The 22,099-nt window shown below is 61.0% G+C and carries 22 protein-coding genes; 12 read left to right on the top strand and 10 right to left on the bottom strand.

Translation table 11 applies throughout. From position 1 onward, the window contains the following. Positions 1–10 precede the first annotated feature (10 nt). The 5 genes from AABA34_RS08640 (at position 11) to AABA34_RS08660 (ending at position 8,727) form a co-directional block, all read left to right on the top strand. Complete coding sequence (locus AABA34_RS08640) at positions 11–1,246, top strand: TolC family protein (RefSeq protein ID WP_338302278.1); 1,236 nt, start codon at positions 11–13, stop codon at positions 1,244–1,246. Continuing rightward, positions 1,243–2,733: an efflux RND transporter periplasmic adaptor subunit gene (locus tag AABA34_RS08645; RefSeq protein WP_338302279.1), complete on the top strand. Its 1,491-nt coding sequence runs from the start codon at positions 1,243–1,245 to the stop codon at positions 2,731–2,733. Before AABA34_RS08640 ends, AABA34_RS08645 begins: the two co-directional genes overlap by 4 nt. After that, the gene (locus AABA34_RS08650) at positions 2,730–5,897 is read left to right on the top strand and encodes an efflux RND transporter permease subunit (RefSeq protein WP_338302280.1); all 3,168 of its coding nucleotides are present in this window, start codon (positions 2,730–2,732) and stop codon (positions 5,895–5,897) included. The genes AABA34_RS08645 and AABA34_RS08650 overlap by 4 nt, the downstream gene beginning before the upstream one ends. Next, on the top strand, positions 5,894–6,259 hold the full coding sequence (locus tag AABA34_RS08655) for a copper-binding protein (RefSeq protein ID WP_445083775.1): 366 nt from the start codon (positions 5,894–5,896) through the stop codon (positions 6,257–6,259). Before AABA34_RS08650 ends, AABA34_RS08655 begins: the two co-directional genes overlap by 4 nt. Before the next feature lie 137 nt (positions 6,260–6,396). Further along, on the top strand, positions 6,397–8,727 hold the full coding sequence (locus tag AABA34_RS08660; protein WP_338302282.1) for a heavy metal translocating P-type ATPase: 2,331 nt from the start codon (positions 6,397–6,399) through the stop codon (positions 8,725–8,727). 11 nt (positions 8,728–8,738) lie between these two features. Here AABA34_RS08660 and AABA34_RS08665 read toward each other — a convergent pair whose 3' ends face one another. The 10 genes from AABA34_RS08665 to AABA34_RS08710 all read right to left on the bottom strand — a co-directional run bounded on the left by AABA34_RS08665 (position 8,739) and on the right by AABA34_RS08710 (position 16,227). Further along, a complete protein-coding gene (locus tag AABA34_RS08665; RefSeq protein ID WP_338302283.1) occupies positions 8,739–10,091 on the bottom strand; it encodes an MBL fold metallo-hydrolase in 1,353 nt (450 codons plus the stop codon). 70 nt (positions 10,092–10,161) lie between these two features. Further along, a complete protein-coding gene (locus AABA34_RS08670; protein WP_338302284.1) occupies positions 10,162–10,866 on the bottom strand; it encodes an NAD(P)-dependent oxidoreductase in 705 nt (234 codons plus the stop codon). 93 nt (positions 10,867–10,959) lie between these two features. After that, entirely contained in the window at positions 10,960–11,448 is a 489-nt protein-coding gene (locus AABA34_RS08675) for a DUF6692 family protein (protein WP_338302285.1), read from the bottom strand. Next, positions 11,445–11,972, bottom strand: coding sequence for a DUF305 domain-containing protein (locus AABA34_RS08680; protein ID WP_338302286.1), 528 nt, complete (start codon positions 11,970–11,972; stop codon positions 11,445–11,447). Before AABA34_RS08680 ends, AABA34_RS08675 begins: the two co-directional genes overlap by 4 nt. Then, on the bottom strand, positions 11,969–12,382 hold the full coding sequence (locus AABA34_RS08685) for a potassium channel family protein (RefSeq protein WP_338302287.1): 414 nt from the start codon (positions 12,380–12,382) through the stop codon (positions 11,969–11,971). Before AABA34_RS08685 ends, AABA34_RS08680 begins: the two co-directional genes overlap by 4 nt. After that, positions 12,379–13,128, bottom strand: coding sequence for a glutaredoxin family protein (locus AABA34_RS08690; protein ID WP_338302288.1), 750 nt, complete (start codon positions 13,126–13,128; stop codon positions 12,379–12,381). The genes AABA34_RS08685 and AABA34_RS08690 overlap by 4 nt, the downstream gene beginning before the upstream one ends. 112 nt (positions 13,129–13,240) lie before the next feature. Then, positions 13,241–14,524, bottom strand: coding sequence for an APC family permease (locus AABA34_RS08695; RefSeq protein ID WP_445083776.1), 1,284 nt, complete (start codon positions 14,522–14,524; stop codon positions 13,241–13,243). A gap of 280 nt (positions 14,525–14,804) precedes the next feature. Next, a complete protein-coding gene (locus AABA34_RS08700; RefSeq protein WP_251105520.1) occupies positions 14,805–15,080 on the bottom strand; it encodes a hypothetical protein in 276 nt (91 codons plus the stop codon). A 44-nt stretch (positions 15,081–15,124) separates the two neighbouring features. After that, a complete protein-coding gene (locus tag AABA34_RS08705; protein ID WP_338302290.1) occupies positions 15,125–15,592 on the bottom strand; it encodes a DUF411 domain-containing protein in 468 nt (155 codons plus the stop codon). Continuing rightward, positions 15,592–16,227 carry a class I SAM-dependent methyltransferase gene (locus AABA34_RS08710; RefSeq protein ID WP_338302291.1) on the bottom strand — a complete coding sequence of 212 codons (636 nt, stop codon included), beginning with the start codon at positions 16,225–16,227 and terminating at the stop codon, positions 15,592–15,594. Before AABA34_RS08710 ends, AABA34_RS08705 begins: the two co-directional genes overlap by 1 nt. Before the next feature lie 196 nt (positions 16,228–16,423). On the opposite strand from AABA34_RS08710, the gene AABA34_RS08715 reads away from it, so the two are divergent. From AABA34_RS08715 to AABA34_RS08745, 7 genes are read left to right on the top strand one after another with little or no spacing between them, the layout of a single operon-like run. Continuing rightward, positions 16,424–16,720, top strand: coding sequence for a hypothetical protein (locus AABA34_RS08715; protein ID WP_213176890.1), 297 nt, complete (start codon positions 16,424–16,426; stop codon positions 16,718–16,720). A gap of 3 nt (positions 16,721–16,723) precedes the next feature. Further along, positions 16,724–17,158 (top strand): periplasmic heavy metal sensor, encoded by a 435-nt coding sequence (locus AABA34_RS08720; RefSeq protein WP_338302292.1) that lies wholly within the window; start codon positions 16,724–16,726, stop codon positions 17,156–17,158. Between the two features lie 6 nt (positions 17,159–17,164). Continuing rightward, positions 17,165–17,731, top strand: coding sequence for an RNA polymerase sigma factor (locus tag AABA34_RS08725; RefSeq protein ID WP_213176888.1), 567 nt, complete (start codon positions 17,165–17,167; stop codon positions 17,729–17,731). Positions 17,732–17,779: 48 nt separating this feature from the next. Then, positions 17,780–19,552: a copper resistance system multicopper oxidase gene (locus AABA34_RS08730; RefSeq protein ID WP_338302293.1), complete on the top strand. Its 1,773-nt coding sequence runs from the start codon at positions 17,780–17,782 to the stop codon at positions 19,550–19,552. Beyond that, entirely contained in the window at positions 19,549–20,766 is a 1,218-nt protein-coding gene (locus AABA34_RS08735; RefSeq protein ID WP_338302294.1) for a copper resistance protein B, read from the top strand. Before AABA34_RS08730 ends, AABA34_RS08735 begins: the two co-directional genes overlap by 4 nt. A 49-nt stretch (positions 20,767–20,815) precedes the next feature. Further along, positions 20,816–21,343, top strand: a complete 528-nt coding sequence (locus tag AABA34_RS08740) for a YybH family protein (protein WP_338302295.1) — start codon at positions 20,816–20,818, stop codon at positions 21,341–21,343. A gap of 20 nt (positions 21,344–21,363) precedes the next feature. Continuing rightward, complete coding sequence (locus AABA34_RS08745; RefSeq protein ID WP_338302296.1) at positions 21,364–22,098, top strand: PepSY domain-containing protein; 735 nt, start codon at positions 21,364–21,366, stop codon at positions 22,096–22,098. The last annotated feature ends 1 nt before the right edge of the window (position 22,099 follow it).

A 22,099-nucleotide genomic window follows, 5' to 3' on the forward strand; every position in this document is an offset into this window, starting at 1 on the left:
AGTGAGAATTATGGATTGGCGAATTGGCTGGGTGCCGTTTTCGGCACTGCTCGCCGCGCAAGCTGCGCAAGCGCAGTCTGTCAGATACGAGGAAGCACTTGCAGCGGTGCGGGGCGAGCAACCCGTTTTGGAAGCTGGCGCGCTGCGTGTACAATCACGGCGCGAGGCTGCGGAAGCGGCGGACGAGCTTCCCGACCCGCGTTTACGCGCAGGGGTTATGAACCTTCCGGTAAGCGGACCCGCGGCGTTCGAGCTTGACCGGCAACTTCCTACGCAAGTCGCCATCGGTATCGAGCAGGAGATACCCAATCTTGCGCGGCGACGGGCGAGGTATGGCGTTGCCAGTTCCGAAGTTCGGGTGGCGGAAGCACGGCTCGGTATGGCGGAGCGCAATCTTCTCGCAAGCGCTGGAACCGCTTGGGTCAGCTTGTTCTACGCGCAAGAACGCCTCGATCTCGCCAGCACATCGCTCGATGAGCTGCGAGCCTTCATCCCTGTTGCCAATAGCGCAGTTGCGTCGGGCTCGGCCCGCCCGGCAGAGAGTCTGGCGATCCGGCGCGAACTGCTTGGGATCGAGGATGCAGCGACGTCGATCGAGGCCGAGCGCGAGACGGCGCAAGCTCAGCTCTCCCGATACATACCGTTCCCTGACCCGGTTGCCTTGGGCGAGGCCCCCTCGGCGGCTCTTGATGAAGACCAGCTTCGCTTCGAACTGGAAGGGAATCCCGAACTCCTGCTGGCCGATGCGGAACAAGACCGGGCCGAAGCCGGTGTCGCGCTCGCTCGCGCTGAAAAGAGGCCGGATTTTGGGGTGAGCGTCACTTATGGTCGTCGCGACCAGGCTTTTGGCGATGCCGTGTCTGTCATGGGGTCGATTACTCTTCCGATCTTCACCGACCTGCGGCAGAATCCACGCATCGCCGCCGCCGAAGCCGATGCCGCTGCCGCTTTGGCCGAGCGCGAGGATCGCAGACGCGCGCTGGTCGCGGATTTCGAAGCCGATCTCGCCACTTGGCGCAGCACTACGCGCCAATGGCGCCGCGCGCGTGATGAACTTCTTCCGCTCGCGCGTGACCGCGTTGACCTCGAGACAGCCAGCTTTGCGGCCGGGCGTGCCGATCTCGTCGATGTGATTGCGGCGAAATCCGCACTTGCCTTGCTCGAGCTGGAAATTCTCGAACGCGAACAGGCGGCGGTGCAGGCGGCGGTCAAACTACAACTCACATACGGGGAGGGCAGGCCATGAACTCCGTGCTCGAACGATTTACGCAGCGCCAACGCATGTTTGCGGCTGGGCTAGTTATTGCCCTTGTCAGCCTGGCTGCTGGCTACGGTCTTCACATGCTCGGCGGCGAGAGCAGCGGAGCTGGCTCGCCGACGGATACTGACTGTGAGGACGTGCTCTATTGGTACGATCCGATGGTGCCCGGACAACGTTTTGACGAGCCCGGTAAGTCGCCCTTCATGGACATGATGCTGGTTCCCAAGTGCGCGGGAGAAGCTGCGGAAGCGGGCGTCCGGATTGATCCGGGCCTTGTGCAGAATTTCGGAATTCGCACCGCAGCAGCCGAGTTCGGAGTTCTGGAGCCAGAGATTACCGTTACGGGTGTCTTGGCATACAACAGCCGGGATGTAGCTATCGTCCAGCCGCGAGCGGGGGGCTACGTCCAACGCACCTATGGCCGTGCGCAGGACGATGTCGTCAGTCGCGGCGCTCCGATCGTCGATATCTTGGTCCCTGATTGGGGCGGCGCGCAGCGCGAGTACATTGCTGTGCTCGATACTGGCGATAAGGCGCTGGCAGATGCGATGCGGCAGCGAATGCGATTGCTCGGAATGACAAACGCGATGATCGCATCCGTTGAACGCACACACCGCGTCCAGAATACGTTTACAGTCACCGCACCTGTTGGCGGCGCTGTAACAATGCTCGGGGTGCGTCCAGGTATGACCGTGATGGAAGGTCAGACACTCGCGGAGATTACAGGCTTCTCGCCGATATGGCTGGAAGCCTCAGTGCCCGAAACACAGGCCGCAAATATCCGGCAGGGCCAGCCCATCAGTGCGATCCTGGCAGCGTATCCTGATGAGCGATTTGCGGGACGAATTGTTGCCATTCTTCCTAGCGCCGATGCCGCGAGTCGAACCATCACCGTTCGGGCTGAGCTACCCAATCCGCGCGGCAGGTTGAAGCCAGGTATGTTCGCGCAGGTGTCGCTTTCACCCGACACACGGCGAGCCTTGCTGGTACCGTCGGAGGCGGTCATTCGAACCGGACGCCGCAATCTTGTGATGCTCAAGCAGGATGAAGGCGCGTTTCTGCCTGCCGAGGTCGAAATCGGACGCGAGGCGAATGGCAGGACAGAGATACTCGCAGGCCTTGCGGAGGGCGAGCGGGTCGTCACTTCAGGGCAGTTCCTGATCGACTCCGAGGCGAGTTTGGCCGGGATCGACGTCAGGTCGATCGATGGGACCATGAGCATGGCGTCGGACGGCTCGCCAAAGATGAGGACGCACACCGCTACGGGAAGAGTGACCAAAATCGCTGGTGCTTCGATCACTCTCAATCACGCGCCGGTTCCCGCCCTCGAATGGCCAAGCATGGTTATGCCCTTTGCCTTGGCTGACGCCACTCTGGCCGAGGATCTGGAACCGGGCGACCAGGTCGAGTTTACCTTCTCGCAGCACGACACCGGTCCGCGCATCGAGTCTATCAGGAAGACCGAGCGATGATAGCGCGCATAATCGATGCATCGATCGCCAATCGGTTTTTCATCGTTCTGGCGGCTATCGCGGTCACGCTGGCCGGCTTCTGGGCGGTGCGCGCAACGCCGGTCGATGCGATCCCAGATCTGTCTGATGTGCAGGTCGTCGTGCGGTCGAATTATCCGGGGCAAGCTCCGCGCATCGTCGAGGACCAGGTCACCTATCCGCTCGCAACGACGATGCTCTCGGTGCCGGGCGCGGAAACAGTGCGCGGCTATTCGATGTTCGGCGACAGCTTCGTCTACGTGATCTTCGAGGATGGGACGGACCTCTACTGGGCGCGTTCGCGCGTGCTCGAATATCTCAACCAGGTGCAAAACGAATTGCCCGACGGAGTGACCAGCTCGCTCGGGCCGGACGCGACGGGCGTGGGCTGGATTTACGAATATGCGCTGGTTGACCGAACGGGGAACAGCGACCTTGCTGGCCTTCGGAGCCTTCAGGACTGGTTTTTGCGCTATGAGCTGCAGACCATTCCGGGCATCGCCGAGGTCGCCAGCGTCGGCGGCATGGTCAAGCAGTACCAGGTCGTCCTGGAGCCTTATCGCATGGCTTCGCTTGGCGTCACTTACAGCGATGTCGTGCGCGCCATACAAGCTTCCAATCAAGAGGCTGGCGGATCGGTGGTCGAAATGGGCGAGGCCGAGTTTATGGTCCGCGCTTCAGGCTATCTCACGTCTATCGACGACTTCAGACAGATTCCGCTGAAATCGGTCGGCAACGGTATCCCCGTCACCTTATCCGATGTCGCCACGATCCAGCTTGGCCCCGAAATGCGGCGAGGGATCGCCGAACTCAACGGCGAAGGCGAGGTCGCAGGCGGTATTGTTGTGCTTAGGCAGGGCGAGGATGCGCGGGCAACGATCGCGGCTGTCGAAGAGAAGCTCGACGGGCTCCAGGCCAGTCTTCCTGAAGGGGTCGAGATTGTCACGACCTATGATCGTTCGAAGCTGATCGACGCCTCGATCGAAAACCTGACCGGAAAACTCATCGCCGAATTTATCATCGTCGCGATCGTTTGCGCGCTGTTCCTGTGGCATGTGCGATCAGCATTGGTGGCGATCGTCACGCTTCCATTGGGGGTGCTGGCGGCCTTTATCGTGATGCGGTTCCAGGGGGTCGATGCGAACATCATGTCCTTGGGCGGCATCGCCATCGCAATCGGCGCGATGGTCGACGCTGCCATCGTCATGATCGAGAACGCGCACAAGCATATCGAGCATTGGGAAGAGGACCATCCCGATGAGCAGATGTCCAACGATGAGCGCTGGAAACTGATTGCGGACGCATCGAAAGAGGTGGGGCCAGCGCTGTTTTTCAGCCTCCTGATCATAACCCTATCGTTCCTGCCGGTGTTTACTCTGCAGGCGCAGGAAGGCCGCCTGTTTTCGCCGCTGGCCTTCACAAAGACCTACGCCATGGCGGCGGCCGCCATTTTGTCTGTCACACTGGTCCCTGTGTTGATGGGTTGGCTGATCCGCGGGAAGATACCCAAGGAGGACACCAACGTTCTCAATCGCGTGCTGACCAAAGCCTACCGGCCCGGTCTTGATTGGGTGCTCAGCCGACCCAAGACCACTCTGGTTGTGGCAGGCCTCGTGTTCCTGACAACGCTGGTCCCGTTCACCCGCCTTGGAGGAGAATTCCTGCCGCCGCTCGACGAAGGCGATCTCCTCTACATGCCGAGCGCTCTGCCTGGCCTGTCTCCTGGTGAAGCGTCCGCATTGCTTCAGCGGACCGACCGCCTGATCAAATCTGTGCCGGAAGTCGATACCGTGTTCGGAAAAGCCGGACGTGCAGATACAGCGACCGACCCCGCGCCGCTCACGATGTTCGAGACAACGATCCGCTTCAAACCGCGCGAAGACTGGCGGCCCGGAATGACGCCGGAGAAGCTCGTGGAAGAACTCGACAGCGCGGTGCAGGTGCCGGGGCTCGCCAATGTCTGGGTGCCCCCGATCCGCAACCGCATCGACATGCTCGCGACCGGCATCAAGAGCCCGATCGGTGTGAAAGTGTCCGGCGAAGACCTTGGCGAAATCGAGCGTGTGGCATTGCAGGTCGAGAATGTCGCAAAACAGGTTCCCGGCGTCAGCTCCGCTTTGGCAGAGCGTCTGTCGGGAGGCCGCTATGTCGATGTGGACATCGACCGGGTATCTGCGGCTCGTTTCGGATTGAATATCGCCGATGTTCAACAGATCGTGTCAGGCGCGATCGGCGGGGCAAATATCGGACGGACGGTCGAAGGACTAGCGCGATATCCCATCAATGTCCGCTATCCGCGCGAGATCCGCGACAGTCTCGGAGAACTGCGCGCGCTGCCTTTACTAACCCCCTCTGGCCAGCAAATCACGCTCGGAACGGTCGCACAGGTGAGCGTCAGCGATGGTCCGCCCATGCTCAAGAATGAACAAGGCCGTCTCATCAGCGTGGTCTATGTCGACACGCGCGGACGCGATTTGACTTCGGTTGTAAGCGATCTTCAGGCGGCGGTGTCAGAGGGCGTCGATCTGCCTGCCGGTGTGAGCATCTCTTACGCGGGCCAGTTTGAATATCTCACCCGCGCCAATGAGCGGTTGCAAGTCGTCATTCCCGCGACGCTCGGCACCATCTTCGTTTTGCTCTACCTGATCTTCCGCCGTTTCGACGAAGCGCTTCTCGTCATGGGCACGCTGCCCTTTGCCCTCACCGGCGGCTTCTGGCTGCTCTATCTGATGGGCTATAACCAGTCCGTTGCGACATCGGTGGGTTTTATTGCGCTTGCCGGTGTGTCTGCCGAGTTCGGCGTCATCATGCTGATCTACCTCAAGTCTGCGCTGGCCCGGCGCGGCGGTGCCCTCGATGCGGACGGCGTGGGCGAAGCCATCAGGGAGGGTGCTCTTCTGCGCGTGCGTCCCAAGGCAATGACCGTGGCCGTCATTCTTGCCGGTCTCTTCCCGATCCTCATTGGAACGGGCGCAGGTTCGGAGGTCATGAGCCGCATCGCCGCGCCGATGGTGGGCGGCATGATCACCGCGCCGCTGCTTTCGATGTTCGTTATCCCCGCCGCATATTTGTTGATGCGGCGACCCCGGCCCGAACGGCCAACCCAACCCCAAGGAGAAGAAGAATGCGTACCACAACCCTCATGAGCCTACTGGCCCTCCCGCTGGCGCTGGCGGCCTGCGATTCTGGCCAGGACACTGCCGAGATGAACGACATGCCGATGGCAGAAAATGAAATGATGATGGACGGCGAAGATATGCCGATGATGGAACCTGGCAGCGGAATGCAAACCGCCAGCGCAGAAGGCACGGTCACTGCAATCGATGCGGAAGCGGGCACGATAACCGTCGACCACGGTCCGGTCCCAGCGATCAAATGGCCTGCGATGACCATGGCTTTTGAAGCCGATGAGCAACTGCGCAGCGAAGTAAGCGTCGGTGAGGGAATTGCCTTTGAATTTCGTACTGGTTCTGAAGGCAATGTGATCACGTCGATCACGAAGCTGTGAGTCGGTTGGGCGGCGCCAGGCAAACCTGATGCCGCCCAATGAAATGCGGACGACCGAAACCTGTTATCGTGCCGGCATCGCAAGGTATTCGGCACAAGGCTGTAAGAGGTCTGCTGTGGAGTGAGAAAGGAAGAGCGATGAGCACGGACGCAAGCTTACTCGAAGGCACCGCCATCGATCCCGTCTGCGGCATGAGCGTCGCGATCGAAGGAGCCGAGCATATCGCGAAGCATGCGGGGACCGAGCACTATTTCTGTTCGCCGCGCTGTCACGACAAGTTCGTCACCGATCCCGAGCTCTATCTTTCGGGTGCGCATCTCGACGCGGTCGAGGATGTGCCAGAAGGCACGATCTACACCTGCCCGATGCACCCTGAAATCCGCCAGCCCGGGCCGGGTTCGTGTCCGATTTGCGGCATGGCGCTCGAACCGGAAACGGTTTCGCTGGGCGATGGCCCAGACCCAGAGCTGGTCGATATGCGGCGCCGGTTCTGGTGGAGCGCACTGCTCACTCTGCCGCTGTTCGTCTACGCGATGAGCGACATGGCACCGGGGCTCAGTTTCGACCGGCTGATCGAACCTGCCCGGGCGCAATGGGCGCAGTTCGCCCTCGCTACACCGGTGGTTCTATGGGGCGCCTGGCCGTTCTTCGTCCGTGCTGTCCAGTCGCTCAAGACGCGCAATCTCAACATGTTCACGCTGATCGGGTTTGGCGTTGCCATCGCCTATCTGTTCAGCGTGGTGGCGACGGTCGCGCCCGATCTGTTCCCTGCAGCGTTTCGCGACCATTCGGGACGGGTCGGGGTATATTTCGAGGCGGCAGCGGTCATCACGACGCTGGTCCTGCTCGGACAGGTCCTCGAGCTCAAGGCCAGGGGCTCGACCTCGAGCGCCTTGCGCGCATTGCTCGAGCTGGCACCGCCCAGCGCGGTCAAGATCTTCGGCTCCGGCGACGAGCGCGAGGTGCCGCTCGACCAGCTGGCCACAGGCGATCGTCTGCGCGTTCGCCCGGGCGACAAGGTTCCCGTCGATGGAGAAATCGAGGAGGGATCGAGCGCGATCGATGAATCCATGATCAGCGGCGAACCGCTGCCGGTCGCCAAACAGGCTGGCGACACAGTCATTGGCGGCACCGTCAACCAGACTGGTGGGTTCGTCATGCGCGCAACCGGCGTGGGCAAGGACACGATGCTGTCCAAGATCGTCCAGATGGTGGCCGAGGCGCAGCGCAGCCGCGCACCGATCCAGCGACTGGCGGATCAGGTGGCTGGCTGGTTTGTGCCTGCGGTGGTTGTGATCGCCATCGCCACCTTCGTGGTTTGGGCCATCTGGGGACCCGCCCCTGCGCTTGCCTATGCGCTGGTCAATGCCATTGCAGTCCTGATCATTGCATGCCCCTGCGCGCTCGGCCTCGCTACGCCGATGTCGATCATGACCGGCACGGGCAAGGGTGCCCAGCACGGCATCCTGATCCGCAATGCCGAGGCGCTGGAGACCCTCGAGAAGATCGATACGCTGGTGGTCGACAAGACCGGCACCTTGACGATGGGCAAGCCCGATCTGGTGGCGGTGACGCCGGCAGACGGCATCGACGAAAGCGATTTCCTGGCTGCAGTGGCAGGTGTCGAAATGGGGAGCGAACATCCGCTGGCGCATGCCATCGTGGAAGGCGCGCGGGCGCGGGGAGTTTCCCCCGCCGATGCTACGGACCTCGCTTCGACGACCGGGGAAGGTGTTGAAGCCAACGTCCGGGACCGCCGTGTTGCGATCGGCAACGAGAAGATGATGCGGCGCGTTGGGATCGATGACAAGGCATGGCTCGGCTCGGCCGAAAATGGCCGCAAGCAGGGTCAGACGGTGATGTTCGTGGCGTTCGATGGCCGTCCGGCAGGGCTCATCGCGGTGGCCGATCCGATCAAGCCCACCAGCGCAGCGGCCATTGCGGCGTTGCACGCGCGCAAAATCCGGGTCGTTATGCTGACTGGCGACAGCCGCGGCACTGCCGAAGCGGTTGCGCACGAAATGGGAATCGACGAAGTGCATGCGAATGTCTCGCCCGAAGACAAGCACAGCAAGATCGAAGAGCTCAAAGCGCAAGGCCGCCGCGTCGGTATGGCGGGAGACGGGATCAACGATGCGCCTGCACTGGCCGCCGCCGATGTCGGCATTGCGATGGGCACCGGCACCGATGTTGCAATCGAAAGCGCCGGCGTGACGCTGGTTCGAGGCGACCTGACGGGAGTGGTGCAGGCCATCGTGCTGTCGCGCGGCACGATGCGCAACATCCGGCAGAACCTGTTTTTCGCCTTCGCTTACAATACGCTCGGCATACCGGTCGCGGCAGGCATGCTGTATCCCTTCTTCGGAGTGCTGCTCAGCCCAATGATCGCGGCGGCGGCCATGAGCCTCTCTTCCGTATCGGTGATAGGCAATGCGCTGCGGCTGCGGGGTCTGCGCCTCGAAGTCTGAGAGGCCAAACTTCAGCTATGCGCGTTTTTCCAAGCGCCCATGGAGCCGAGATAGATGTCGAGGCGCTTGAAGCCTTGGCTCGCCAGCCAGCCTGCGGCAACGCTCGCCCGCATGCCGCTTGCGCACATCAGCGTGTAGCGGCGGTCGCGGTCGAGCTCTTTCCATCGCGTGTTGAGCTCGCCAACATAGATATGTCTTGACCCTTCGATGCTTGCTTCTTGCCGTTCGTCCGCGTCGCGCACGTCGAGCAAGGTCCAATCACGGCTGTCCTGATTGAGCCTGCGCGCGATTTCTTCGGTGCCGATCATGGGTATGCTGCGCATCGCTTTGCCCTGTGCGGCGGCTGGAACCACGCCGACATAGCCGCCGACAACATTATCGAGGCCGATGCGCAGCAGATGGGCCATGGCCTGGGCTAGCTGGTCTTCTTCGGAAGCGACGAGGGCGATCCTGTCGCCTTCACCGAGAAACCATCCCGCAAAGGCCGGTATCATTCCCACCGGAAGGCACATGGCACCCGGCATATGACCGGCGGCATAGGCGAGCGGCTCGCGCACATCGACCAGGTGATCGGCTTCGATCTCGTCCAGCTCTCCCAGCCCTAAGCGCCTTGGCCGCATGACCCGCGGCGCGGCATCGGCCCCTTCGAGGTTTAGCCGTTCCATCAGCCGGAAATAGGGAGGTTGGCGGTGGTGTTCTGCCACCTTTGCCTTGATGAACTCGTCGCGGTCGGAGATGCGCAGGCGCGGGTTGTTGCGCCGCTCGTGGCCGATTGTCGAGAATTCCCGGTCCGCCATTCCCGATCCGCAGACCGAGCCCGCACCATGCGCTGGGTAGATAATCGCCTGATCGCCGAGGCCACAAAGTTTCTGCAGGGAGTCGAAAAGAAGGCCCGCGACTTCTTCCTTGCGCTCGGGATAGAAATCGGTGCGTCCGACATCGCCGACGAACAGGGCATCGCCGGTAAAGACGCCGACCGGTCCCTCGGAATATTCGGTGTCATGGATGACGAAAGCGAGATGATCGTCGGTGTGTCCAGGTGTTTCCAGCACCTCGATCCGCAATTGACCCAGCTCAAAACAATCGCCTTCGCGTGCGGTCTTGGCAAAAACGACTTCGCCTGCCGCGTCGGGCCCGTGATAGACAGTGGCTCCTGTCAAATCGGCCAAAATCGGGGAGCCGCTGATCAGATCCTCATTGCGATGGGTTTCGAAGATATGCGTTATCTCCTGCCCTTCGGCCCGGGCCTTTTCGACATAGACCTCGCAGTCCCGGCGCGGATCGATGACCGCCGCCTGCCCGCCCGAGCCGATGATATACGAAAGGTGCGAGAGACCGGGGGTTTTGATCTTCTCCAGAAACATACGATTTCCTTGTCTGTTGCTCAAAACTTGAAATGTTCGGGCCCGTCACGAACCGAAAATTTTCCGACGCTCAATCGATACCGAGTTCGGCCTTGATGGCGGCAGGACTTTCGAAATGTTCGGCTTCGGGCCTGCCGATGGCAGGCTTTGCGTCGATCCAGGTATCTTCGCACACGAACTCAAGCAGGCTCGCCGCGAGATCAGCATGGCGGCATCGGAAACACCCTTCTGCCAAGCGTTCGTCCGTAATCACGGCCTCGCCAGTGTAGGGCTCATCCAGCAGCCAACCTGGTCGTGCGGCAGTCCATTTCATGCCTTGCGCGTCGCTGAGCATCGCTTCCATTGCGCGCATCTGCTCGAGTAAATTGAACAATGCGGGCTTGGCAGTGAGTTCAAACCAGGACGGGACGCTCGGTTGATGTTCGACGAAGGCGGCGGAGATCACGGCAATGCGGTCGATCTTCGCTCGTGCCATCGCCTCGAGCAGGTTGCGCGTACCATCGGTATAGAGGGGCGGTGGATCGACCGCATTGCTTGGACCGAAAGCGACACCGAGTGTCGAGATAACCGCCCGGCAGCCATCGAGATCGCCAGCGAAATCATCCGACAGCACATCGCATTCGATATATTCGAAGTCGCCCACCCGCTCGTCTGGCCCGGGCACGGTGTGTTCGAAGGCGCGGATCGGTATGTCCCGCGCAAGGGCACGCCGCAATAGCTCGGTGCCGGTCTTCCCGCCTGCACCGAAGACAGCGATGGGCCTCGTATCGGTCATCTGCTTGTTCCTGTTAAGACTGGTGAGGGCGACGAACGGAGGAGCTGCGGGCGCACGGGGTAGCCAACGGCCCGCCCATGCGCCCTGCCAGTATCAGGCTCCGCCTGCCGGACAGGTGGTATATCCCCAGAACCCGAACTCGTCCTTCATCCGGGGTCCGACGACGATCATCTCCTGCATTTGCAGACCCGCATCGCCTTCATCATCCAGCATGCGGGTCCTGATCCGAAGCTCGCCATTCGCATAGCTGCCGGTGCCATCGGCGGTGACGGGGATCAATTTGCCATTGATCTTGATCGCACCGCCCCCGTCGCCGTCATATACAAACGAGGGAAAGGCTACTTCAGTCAGACGAAACTGGCAGGCCTGTCCTGCGCCAAGAGCAGCAAGGTCCGCGTCATTCATGGTACCGGGAAGCATGAGGCCCGGGTCAACATTTGCCAGTGCACTGGCCGCGTCCTCGATCGGCGCGGCAGTGGCAGGCGGGTCGAGCTGGGCTTCGCGGTCATTTCCCGGAGCAGTATTTGAATTGCAGGCGGCGAGCGGAAGCGCGATGAGCGCCGTGAAAGCTATCTTGTTCATGGCTGCATCTCCTCGGGCAGGCGTTCTTCGGTCCGCGGACCGTTCTGCTCGATATCGTCTATGAGATATTTCATCTCGGCGATTTCGCGGCGCTGGGCGACTATGATCGCTTGAGCGAGTTCGCGCACGCGAGGATCTTTCAGGCTCGCGCGTTCGCTGGTCATGATCGCGATCGAGTGGTGCGGGATCATCGCTGCCATATATTCGGTATCGTCGACGGTGGTCTGGCTGCGCACCAGCCATAGTGCTAGCGCGAACACAAAGGCCCCGACGCCCAGAATGATGAAGTTCTTGGTCCGGTCCTTGTACATGCCCCACATGAAGAGGAGCATGACGATCATCATCATCGCGCCCATGACGAACATCATCCAGAAGCGCGTTTCGCTCCAGAAAAGATCATCGACGGTAAAGGTGTTGGCATACATCAGGAAGAACATGATCACAGTCGAGGTCGACACCATGGCCATGAACCGCCAGTAGTTGCCGCCCCCTCCCTTGTCCGAATGGGTCGTCTTTTCGGTCATGCTTCTTCTCCTTTGTGCATCATGGTCCAGAATAGCTGCGCCGAGCAGCTGATGAGGGCGAAGCCGGTGAGGGCCTCGACGCCGGCGAGAACCCGCAGGTGCTCGGTCGGATAAATGTCGCCCAGGCCCAGTGTGGTCACGTTGATGAGCGAAAAATAGAAGTAGTCCATCCAGTCCATGGAAGGTGTTTTGTCGAACCCTCCCAGGCCCCATTGCGCGCCCAGCCAGAAACCTGCGGCAAATAGGATCGCCACGAGGAAATGCGATGCGAGCACGAGCAGCGAAACGGCAAGCTTTGCCAGCGTATCGCGGCGCCGATCGAGAACCCGGTGACCGATACCCAGAATGGCAAGGTGCGAAGCGACAGCCGAGAGGAACAGAAAGACAGCGAGAAGGAGCGCGGTGATCATGCGAGAAGCTTCGCGCCCATCCAAAGACCCATTCCGATCATAAACAGATTTTCGGTCAGCGAGACAAAGCCGAGCGGCACATTGCTGCTGCCGCCCACGCAGGCGCATTTGAGTTCGCGCTTGTCGATGTAGACAGCCTTAAAGACGCTGACAGCGCCGACGGTGCCTATGAAAAATGCCAGCGGGGCAGAGAGCCAGGTCAGCGCGCCCGCGGTCATGAGAATGCCGGCAGCGGCTTCGCCGAACGGGTAGACGAAGCCATAGGGCACCCAGCGCCGTGCGAGTAGGTCGTAGTTGAGGAACATCGTCGAGAAACTGCGCACGTCCTGAAGCTTCTGAACGGCGAGCAGGGTCATCGATAGGCTCACGAACCATTCGGCGGCCCGGACGGTGAAGAGGTTTTCAAAAAAGGCCCAGCTCAGTCCGAGCGCGAGCAGCAGCGCGACCGCGAAAATCGCAATGATCGGCTGATAGCTGGTCTCGCCTTCCTCTGGCTGCGAACGGCTCTTGCCGAAGAACTCGCGGACATCGTCATAGCCGCCAATGCGCTTGTCTTCGATAAAGGTCTGCGGGGTGGTCTCGACGTTGTGCTTGTCCTTGAATGCGTCGGTTTCCTCCCTGCTGGTCAGGTGATGATCGTCGACCTCGAAACCTTGCCGCTTGAGAAGATCGACCGTCTTGATGCCATAGGGACAGACATGGTCCTCCATTACCATGCGGTAGACCGCCGCTGTTCGGGTCGTCATGAATCGCTCCATCTGTTTTGCCTGACGTGTCTCGTGCTCAACGCCGGTTTTCGGTGAACGGTTTCGAAAAAGCCCGGCGTAAAAGCGGCAAAGCTGGTTGAAGAAGGTGCCATCACCTTTTCTCTCCTGACCCATCATCTTCAGGAGATGCGGGCGCTTCGGAATTGCGCGAAAGGTAAATCCATTCTCCCACGAAGACTGCGACGATGCCGATCGCCGCGTAGGCGACAACGGCAGGATCGCTGCGCAATTTGGCCGCGGTAAAGGCTGCGAGGACCACGCCATCTGCCGCGAGTGCTGTAAGAAGTATTGATGCTCGCGCGCCGACTTCCTTGCGCAGGTGGCGCAGGACGCCCCAGTGCACCAGCATATCCATGACGAGGTAGAAGAAAGCACCCAGCGAGGCGATCCGCGACAGATCGAACAGGACGGCAAGCGTCCCGGCAATGACCACCGTATAGACCAGCATGTGGCTGCGTATTCCGCCGCTCATGCCGAAATGGCTGTGCGGGATCATCTTCATGTCTGTCAGCATCGCAAGCATGCGCGACACAGCAAATACGCTCGCGATCACGCCCGAAGTCGTTGCGGCGATCGCGATCGCGACGGTGAAGTAGAAGCCCAGCTCACCCAGCGCCGGACGCGCCGCTGCCGCGAGCGAATAATCGCGCGCCTCGGCGATCTCGGATATGCTCAGGCTCGAACCCAGCGCCACTGCCACGAGCAGGTAGATCACGATGCAGACCGCGATCGAGATCATGATCGTCCGGCCGACATTTTTGTGCGGGTCGACGATTTCGCCGCCGCTATTGGTAATTGTTGTGAAGCCCTTGAAGGCGAGGATCGAGAAAGCAACCGAGGCGAGCAGGGCTTCTGCATTCGTCAGCGAAACGGGCTGGGAAAATGCGCCTGATGAAAAACCGCTGGCCCAGATCGCCGCGACTGCGAACAGCGCGATGCCGCCGATCTTGATGGCGGACATGATGAGCGAGAAGCCGCTTACCGACTTATTGCCCGCTGCATTGACGAGATAGGCGAAGATGATGAGGGCAAGCGCTGCGAGAGAAACGAGCCACCCGCTGCTTTCGAGGCCGAACGGGCGCAGCGCGTAAGTTGCAAAGGTGCGGGCCACGAGACTTTCATTGATGACCATCGAGAGCGCCATCAGGAGCGATGCCGACGCGGCAATGACGCCGGGTCCGTATGCTTTCTGCAAGATCATCGCGACGCCGCCCGAAGACGGCCATTTGTTCGACATCTTGATATAGCTGTAGGCCGCCAGCGATGTTGCCAGCGCGCCAGCAATGAAGGATAATGGGAAGAGCGGACCGGCAAGCTCGGCGATCTGCCCGGTCAGCGCGAATATGCCGGCACCGATCATGACGCCGGTACCCATCGCCACGCCGCCCAGCAGGGTTATCGAGCCAGCTGTCTCGCTTTGATTTTCGTGCTCATGGTCTTGCAAGACTTGCCCCTGTCGATGTCCTCCCATCCAAGAAAGATCATGCCGGACAGTACGTTCAGCGGGGGCTCATCCCTCAAAAATTTTTCAAGACAAAGCTGGAGGGTCGCGTTTTGCTTGGGGCGTTCGAGCAAATTGCGGCCCAAAGCGGACTGTTTGCGCAGCTGAAAATGCTCCGCGAGTATCAAGCCACGCGTCCATCGCCGCCGATTTACTACGTCCTGAACCGGTTTCGGAAAAATCGCAGCAGTGGCACCCCAATAATCGCGATATACCAGCCGTACAGAAAGCTGCCGAGAGCGCCTGCCAGAAAGCCCGAAAGGGTCAGCCATTCGAAACCGGGAAGCAGCGGCGCCCACGCTTCGTGCATGTGCGCCTGTTCGGGCGCGAGCAGGCCGAAACCGATGCAGATCAGATAACTGAAAAGAAGGAAGAGGCTGAGTGTCCAGCCCCATATGAGAATTGAGGCTTTGACCGAATAGTCTGACATGATTGTCCTCCGTTAGAGTGAGAATGAAACTGGCCTGTCCATAGTCACGGATAGGACGCGAAAACGCGCTGCCCGCTTGCGCCGAAGGCGATGACAACATAAGGCTGCAACTGGTCCCCGACTTCCATTCCGGGCGAGCCAAGCGGCATTCCGGGCACGGCCAGGCCAGCAACGCCTTCGGGTCGTTCGCGCAACAGCTTCGCGACCGCACCGGCGGGCACGTGCCCTTCAATGATATAGCCATCGACTTCCATCGTGTGACACGACCACAGATCCTGCGGCACGCCCTTGGCTGTCTTGAGCGCAGCCATGTCGTCGGTGTCGACCGAGGCGACCTCTGCTTCGAGCCCATGTTCTACGTGACCGGCCCAGCTGAGACAGCAGCCGCACCCTGCGTCGCGGAACATGGTGTAGGTGGCCGCCTGAGCCGCACTCGAGCACGCTGCAAGGGCGAGGAGGAGCGAGGCCGCCAGCGAACGGCGTAGCGGTCTCGTATCTTTCATGAGATTCATTAAGCATTGCCTTTCTTGACGCCGCGCCAGAGAGAAATGGTTCCGGTCGCGGTATGGATACGGTTGAGCAATTCGGCGTCCGCGAAAATCTCGACGAGCAATTTCTCGACGGCTCCGTCGGCGCTCGGCTGGGTGTCCTTCACGCCGTCGAGTAGCTGAACGCTCGAACGGAAGAGCGCGCGCATGGCTGGAACATCCTGTCGCATATAGTCGGCAATCAGCGCCATGCCCCCGGGGGCCAGCAGGTTCTCGATCTGCTCGAGGATCGCGCGCTTTTGCGCCAAAGGTACCTGGTGAAGGACGAGGCTGCTGACGATCTTGTTTGGCGGCCAGCCGTCGGAAAGCTCGAGACTATCGAGAAAGCCGTTGTGCCACCGGACCATATCGGCTCCGGCGCCGAATTTGCGCTGCGCGATAGCCAATGCTGCGGGGTCCGGCTCAACGCCGATGAAGCCGGCTTCGGGACAGCTGGCCATCAGCGCCCTGAGCAAGGTCCCGGTGCCGCACCCGACATCAATCACCTTGTCGCCGGGCACCAATGCGGCCTCTTCGACGATTGCGCGGCGCCACCGGCTCTCGCGCGTAAAGACTGCGATCGCGCGATCATAGAGCGGTGTGAGCCAGTTTTTGCCCAAGGGCGGAGTGAACTCGCGCTCTTTTGGCGGAACTGCCGCATCTTTCATGCCATGGCTCCCATTCGACGCTGGTACTTGCCCCAGTTGGTAGACTTACTCCTCTTACGCGTCGCCAACCCGCAGCCCTCAAAAAAGAAACTTGAGGGTTTGCGCGAAGCATCGCGTATAGGAATTATGCAACCGACAGGAGCAAGGGATGCGTGATAATCAGACACTCGATGCGATGCTCGGCACGATGGCGTCGCAGGGGGCTGGCGACGTGCCGCCCGACTTCATGAACGGCGTCTGGCAGCGCGCGGGACAGCTTGGCGAAATTGCCGATCAGCGACGCAGAATGGCATTGTTCGCCGGTCTGTTTGTCGTCGGCCTGGCGGCAGGCGCAGGGACCAGCGGATGGCCGTCCGAATATAGCGCTCCTACAGAAATTGTTGGCGAGAGCCTCGTTGGCGGAGAATCCCTGTCGCCCGCTGCATTGCTTCATGTGGGATCATAGGCGTTGAAGAAGTTTCACCTTGTCCTTGCGGTCCTGCTGGCGGCGCTCGCCGGATGCCTCGGAGCGATTGCCGCCGATCGCTGGTCCAACAACGATGCCGAGGGCAGCCTGCACCAGTTCGTCCACGATGAACTGTCGCTCACGGCTGACCAGGAGCAGCGGCTCGATGCGCTCGAAGCGCGTTTTGCGGTAGAACAGGCAAGGCTCGAAGCCTCTGCGCGCGCAGCCAACGCCCAGCTCGCCCAGGCAATGGAAACCGAGCACGAATACGGGCCCGAAGTCAGTGCCGCGATCGACGAGGTGCATGCGCGCATGGGCGATTTGCAAAAAGCGACCGTGCGCCACGTCTTCGACATGCGGGAAATTCTCGATCCCGATCAGCAGCTCCAGTTCGACCGGAAAGTGTCTGCGGCCCTCACGCGCGATCCGCGTGACTGATCAGCCTTGGCAGCGGTTGATGACACTTCGAACGAAGCGCTGATCGGGCGGGCGATAGCGGGTGACAAGCGGGCGTTCACAGCTCTCGTCGAGAGCGAGATCGCCCGGTTGATCGCGCTTGCCACGCGTATGCTGGGTTCACCCTCGCTGGCCGAAGATGTCGTCCAGGACGGTCTCGCTTCGGTCTGGCTGACACGTCATCGCCTCGATCCGAGTAAGCCCATCGGTCCCTATTTGACGACAATCGTTCTCAACAGGTGCCGCGATAGGCTTCGCCGGAGGAAAGTTGCTGGCTTCCTGGGCTTGCCGAGCGCGCGGGAAGCCGACGCCGTTGCTGACGATGCCCCCAATCCCGAAAATGTTGCCGGAGCCCGCGAACAGCTGCGGCTGGTCCAGGCCGAAATCGGGCGTTTGCCGGTGCGCCTACAAGAGGCGCTCGTGCTGGTCACTGTCGAGGGGTACAGCCAGGCCGAGGCTGCCGAGCTGCTCGGCACCACCGAGAAAGCCGTCGAGACGCGCATCTATCGTGCGCGCATCCGGCTGAAGGAGCGGTTCGAAAACTTTGAGGGGTAGGGCAGCTGACCGCGTATGTGACGGTATACGCATTTTCAGGAGCCCCCTATGCCTGCCGTCAATCGCCGAAAATTCCTTGGAACAAGTGCCAGCGGGCTGGGCCTGCTTGGTCTCTCCGGTGCCATGCCGGCCTGGGCGCGCGGCGCGGACATCCTGGCGGGTAACGCTAGGAAAGGACTGGACGAGGTAGCGGGGCCGAATATCGATCTCACTGTCGCACGTTCTGCCTTCGCGACGGGTAACAGGCGCGGCGGCGCCATCGCTGTCAACGGCACGATCCCCGGTCCGCTGTTGCGTTTGCAGGAGGGCACGACCGTCCGGTTGAACGTTCATAATCAGCTTGAGGAAGATACCTCAATTCACTGGCACGGTCTGCTCGTGCCGTTCCAACTGGACGGTGTACCCGGCGTGAGCTTTCCCGGCGTCAAGCCAGGCGAGACCTTCACAGCGGAGTTTCCCGTGCGGCAGGCAGGAACCTATTGGTGGCACTCGCATAGCGGGTTGCAGGAACAGGCTGGGCACTACGGCGCTATCGTGGTCGATCCCGCCGGACCCGATCCGGTGCGGGCCGACCGCGAATATATCGTGGTGCTGAGCGAATTCAGCGAGATGTCGCCCCATGCGATTTTCGACAAGCTCAAGAAGGGCGAAGGCTACTTCAACTACAACCAGAACACCTGGACCGACGACTATCCGCTCTCGGGCGAGGATCGCCGGATGTGGGCCAGAATGCGCATGATGCCGACCGACATCCTCGATGTGTCGAGCGCTGCCTACACTTACCTTCTCAACGGTCACGGACCGCTCGACAATCTGGAATACCTCTTCCGCCCCGGCGAGCGCGTACGCCTGCGCTTCATCAATGCCGGAGCCATGACCTTTTTCAATATCCGTATTCCCGGCTTACCAATGACTGTCGTGCAGGCAGACGGGAAGGATGTCGAACCGGTCGAGGTCGACGAGTTCCAGATCGGCGTTGCCGAAACCTACGATGTCGTCGTGACGCCGGGCGAGCAACAGGCTTACACGCTGGTGGCAGAGTCCATGGACCGCTCCGGCATGGGTATAGCCACACTTGCGAGCACACCCGGCGCGCGCGCCGCCATACCTCCGCTGCGCGATCCCCCGCTGCTGACCATGGCCGATATGGGCATGAGCGGCATGGACCACAGCAGTGGCGGCGACATGGCGGGAATGGACCATGGTTCGTCCGGCGATTCGGATATGGCGGGCATGGCCGGAATGGCGGGAGGCATGCAGATGCGTGATACCTCGCGCTTGCCTCCCGATGTGAAGGTCGGACCCGGGCTAGACATGGTCTCGATGAACCCGGTCGACCGAATGGGCGATCCGGGCATCGGCCTCGCCGATGTCCCTCACCGCACGCTCGACTATCGCAAGCTCCGCTCGCTGACACCTCATCGGGAGGGCCGGACTCCCTCGCGGCGGATGGAAATCCATCTCACCGGGAACATGGAACGCTACATGTGGTCGTTTGACGGCAAGAAGTTCTCCGCCGTCTCCGACGAGCCAATCCGGTTCGCCTATAACGAACGCGTCCGTGTCAAATTGATAAACAACACGATGATGGCGCACCCGATCCATCTGCACGGACACTTCTTCGAACTGGTTAACGGCGCACCTGCCGATCGTCAGCCGCTCAAGCACACCGTTAACGTGCAGCCGGGCGGCAGCGCGCAGTTCGACCTGACTGCAGACGAGCCGGGCGACTGGGCCTTCCACTGCCACCTTCTCTATCACATGCATGCCGGAATGTTCCAGATCGTCACGGTTGCCAATCCGGACGGGAGCGAAGCATGAAGACTTTCATTTCCAGCTTGCTCGCCTCGGTCGCAGCCAGCTCAGTTCTCTCTTCCCCCGCTACGGCGCAGCATGCTGGTCACTCGCCGGCGGAGCCGCAGCAGAGCGCCGAGGTGCAGGCTGACGACAAGACGAAGTGCGAGGCGGAAGCCGAGCGTCATCGCGCGATGGGGCATCCGGTAACAGAGGGGGCGTGCGAACCCACTGGCCAGCCTGAAGCTGCGATGGACCACTCGACGATGGACCACTCGACGATTGATCATGGCTCGATGCCGCAGGGCAGGCCTGGCGAAGGCGCGATGGATCATTCGCAGATGAACCACGGCGACATGGAGCAGGCGGACGCCAGCAGCTCGTCGATGGACCATGGGCAGATGGATGACAGCCAGATGAACCATGGGCAGACGGGATCGCAGGACATGCAGGGCATGGACCATTCGTCGATGGAGATGGACCCTGATGTCGAAATCCCGCTGCTGCCGCCTCCTCCCGAAGCTGGGAGCGGTCCCGCGCGCGCGGCGGTTGCGATCTGGGGCGAGGAAGCCATGAACGAAGCGCGGCGCGAACTTGTCCGCGAGACCGACGGCGGGATGCGCTTCTGGTTTCAGGGCGACCGGCTTGAATACCGCGCCCGCGAGGGAGCGGATGGATATCTGTGGGACATCCAGGGCTATTATGGCGGCGATATCGACAAATTCTGGTTCAAGTCCGAGGGTGAAGGCAGCTTCGGGGAGCCCGTCGAGGGCGCCGAGGTCCAGGCGCTCTGGAGCCGCGCCATCGCACCTTTCTTCGATTTCCAAGCCGGTGTCCGCCAGGACCTGACAGGGCCTGAGCGCACCCATGCGGTCATTGGTGTCCAAGGCATCGCCCCTTACCAGTTCGAGGTAGACGTCGCGGCGTTCGTATCGAACAAGGGTGATGTAACCGCGCGCTTTGAGGGCGAGCTTGATCAGCGCATCACGCAGCGGCTGATCCTTCAGCCGCGTGCCGAAATCGCTCTTTCGGCGCAGGATATTCCTAAACTGGGTATCGGCTCAGGTCTCGACCGGATCGAGGCAGGTCTGCGTCTTCGCTACGAGTTCGCACGCGAATTCGCGCCTTATGTCGGCGTTTCCCAGGAATGGCGGATTGGACAAAGCGCCGATTTTGCACGCGCCGCAGGGGAAAACGCGAGCGTGACGAATTACGTCGTGGGCTTGCGATTCTGGTTTTAAAGGAAGGAAATATCCAATGAGGATAAGACTATCTCTAAGCGCGGTCGCCTTGGCCTTGGCTGCAGGCGGCATCCCCGCCCTGGCACAATCCATGGATCATTCCGCGCACTCGGACCCTACGGCTTCGACGCAGATGGACCATACGGAGCAGGGCATGAAGCACGCCGAGCATATGGATGCGATGAATGATGACGTTGCGGAAGCCGAGGCGGTTCTGACATCATATCGGGATGCCCTGACGTCGCGCGATGCAGCGGGGATGGCCGCGCTGTTTGCCGAGGGATCCTTCGTGTACGAGAACGGCAAGGCGGAAGGCAGCTTCACGCATTACATGGAGCATCACCTGGGACCGGAACTTGACGCAATAACCAGCTTCACTTTCGGTGAACCGACGCTCGCAGTCACCCGGATGGGACATATGGCTTATGGCCGCGAAACGTACACCTATCGGATCGAACTTGCCGACGGCCGCGTGATCGACCGCGAAGGCGTTGCGACCTCTGTGCTCGCCCATGATGCGGATGGCTGGAAGATCGTTCAGTACCATTCATCGTCACGCGCACCGCGTAATAACTGATCTGATCGGGGGAACACCGATTGGCGACACGCTCTTTCAAGCTGCGTCTGCATGTACTGGGCAGCAAGCTTCACAAATGGCTGGCAGTCTTTGTCGGCGTCCAGGTGCTCCTGTGGATGATCACAGGGGCGCTGATGTCGTTCCTCAACATCGAAGAGGTCCGGTCCGAACATGTCGTTTCGCGCGCACCGGAGGTGTTGCCCGCTGATGCGGTCCTGCCCCAATGGCTCGAGAGCAGGGAGGGGGTGGTTTCCCTTGCGACGCGCGCGGTCGGCGGCAGGGCCGTGACCGAGGTCCGTCGGGACGATGGAAGCGTCACGCTCCGCGATCCGGAAAGCGGCATGCTCCTCTCGCCTCTTCCCGCCGTGAGCGCACAGGCTATCGCCCGACGTGCCTGGACCGGGCCGCGAACCACCATAGCGAAAACACTTTTCGTGGAAGACGCAGTCGGGACCGAATTCCGCGGTCCGTTCCCGGCGTGGCAAATCACTTACGGCGATGAGGATAATACCCGCGTCTACATCGATGCATCGAGCGGCTCGGTGCTCGCTGCCCGCAGCGACACCTGGCGCTTGTTCGACTTTGTCTGGGGGCTGCATATTATGGACTGGACGCAGCGCGACCGGATCAACAGCTGGTGGCTGCTGTTGTTCGGGATCGGCGGGACAATCATCGCGGTTTCGGGCTTTGTCTTGCTTGCCAACCGGTTCCCTTGGATCAGGCGGCGGGCGAAACATGTGCCGAATGCCCCCTGAA

The organism is Erythrobacter sp. Dej080120_24 (genome assembly GCF_036322605.1).
GTDB lineage: Bacteria > Pseudomonadota > Alphaproteobacteria > Sphingomonadales > Sphingomonadaceae > Erythrobacter > Erythrobacter aurantius.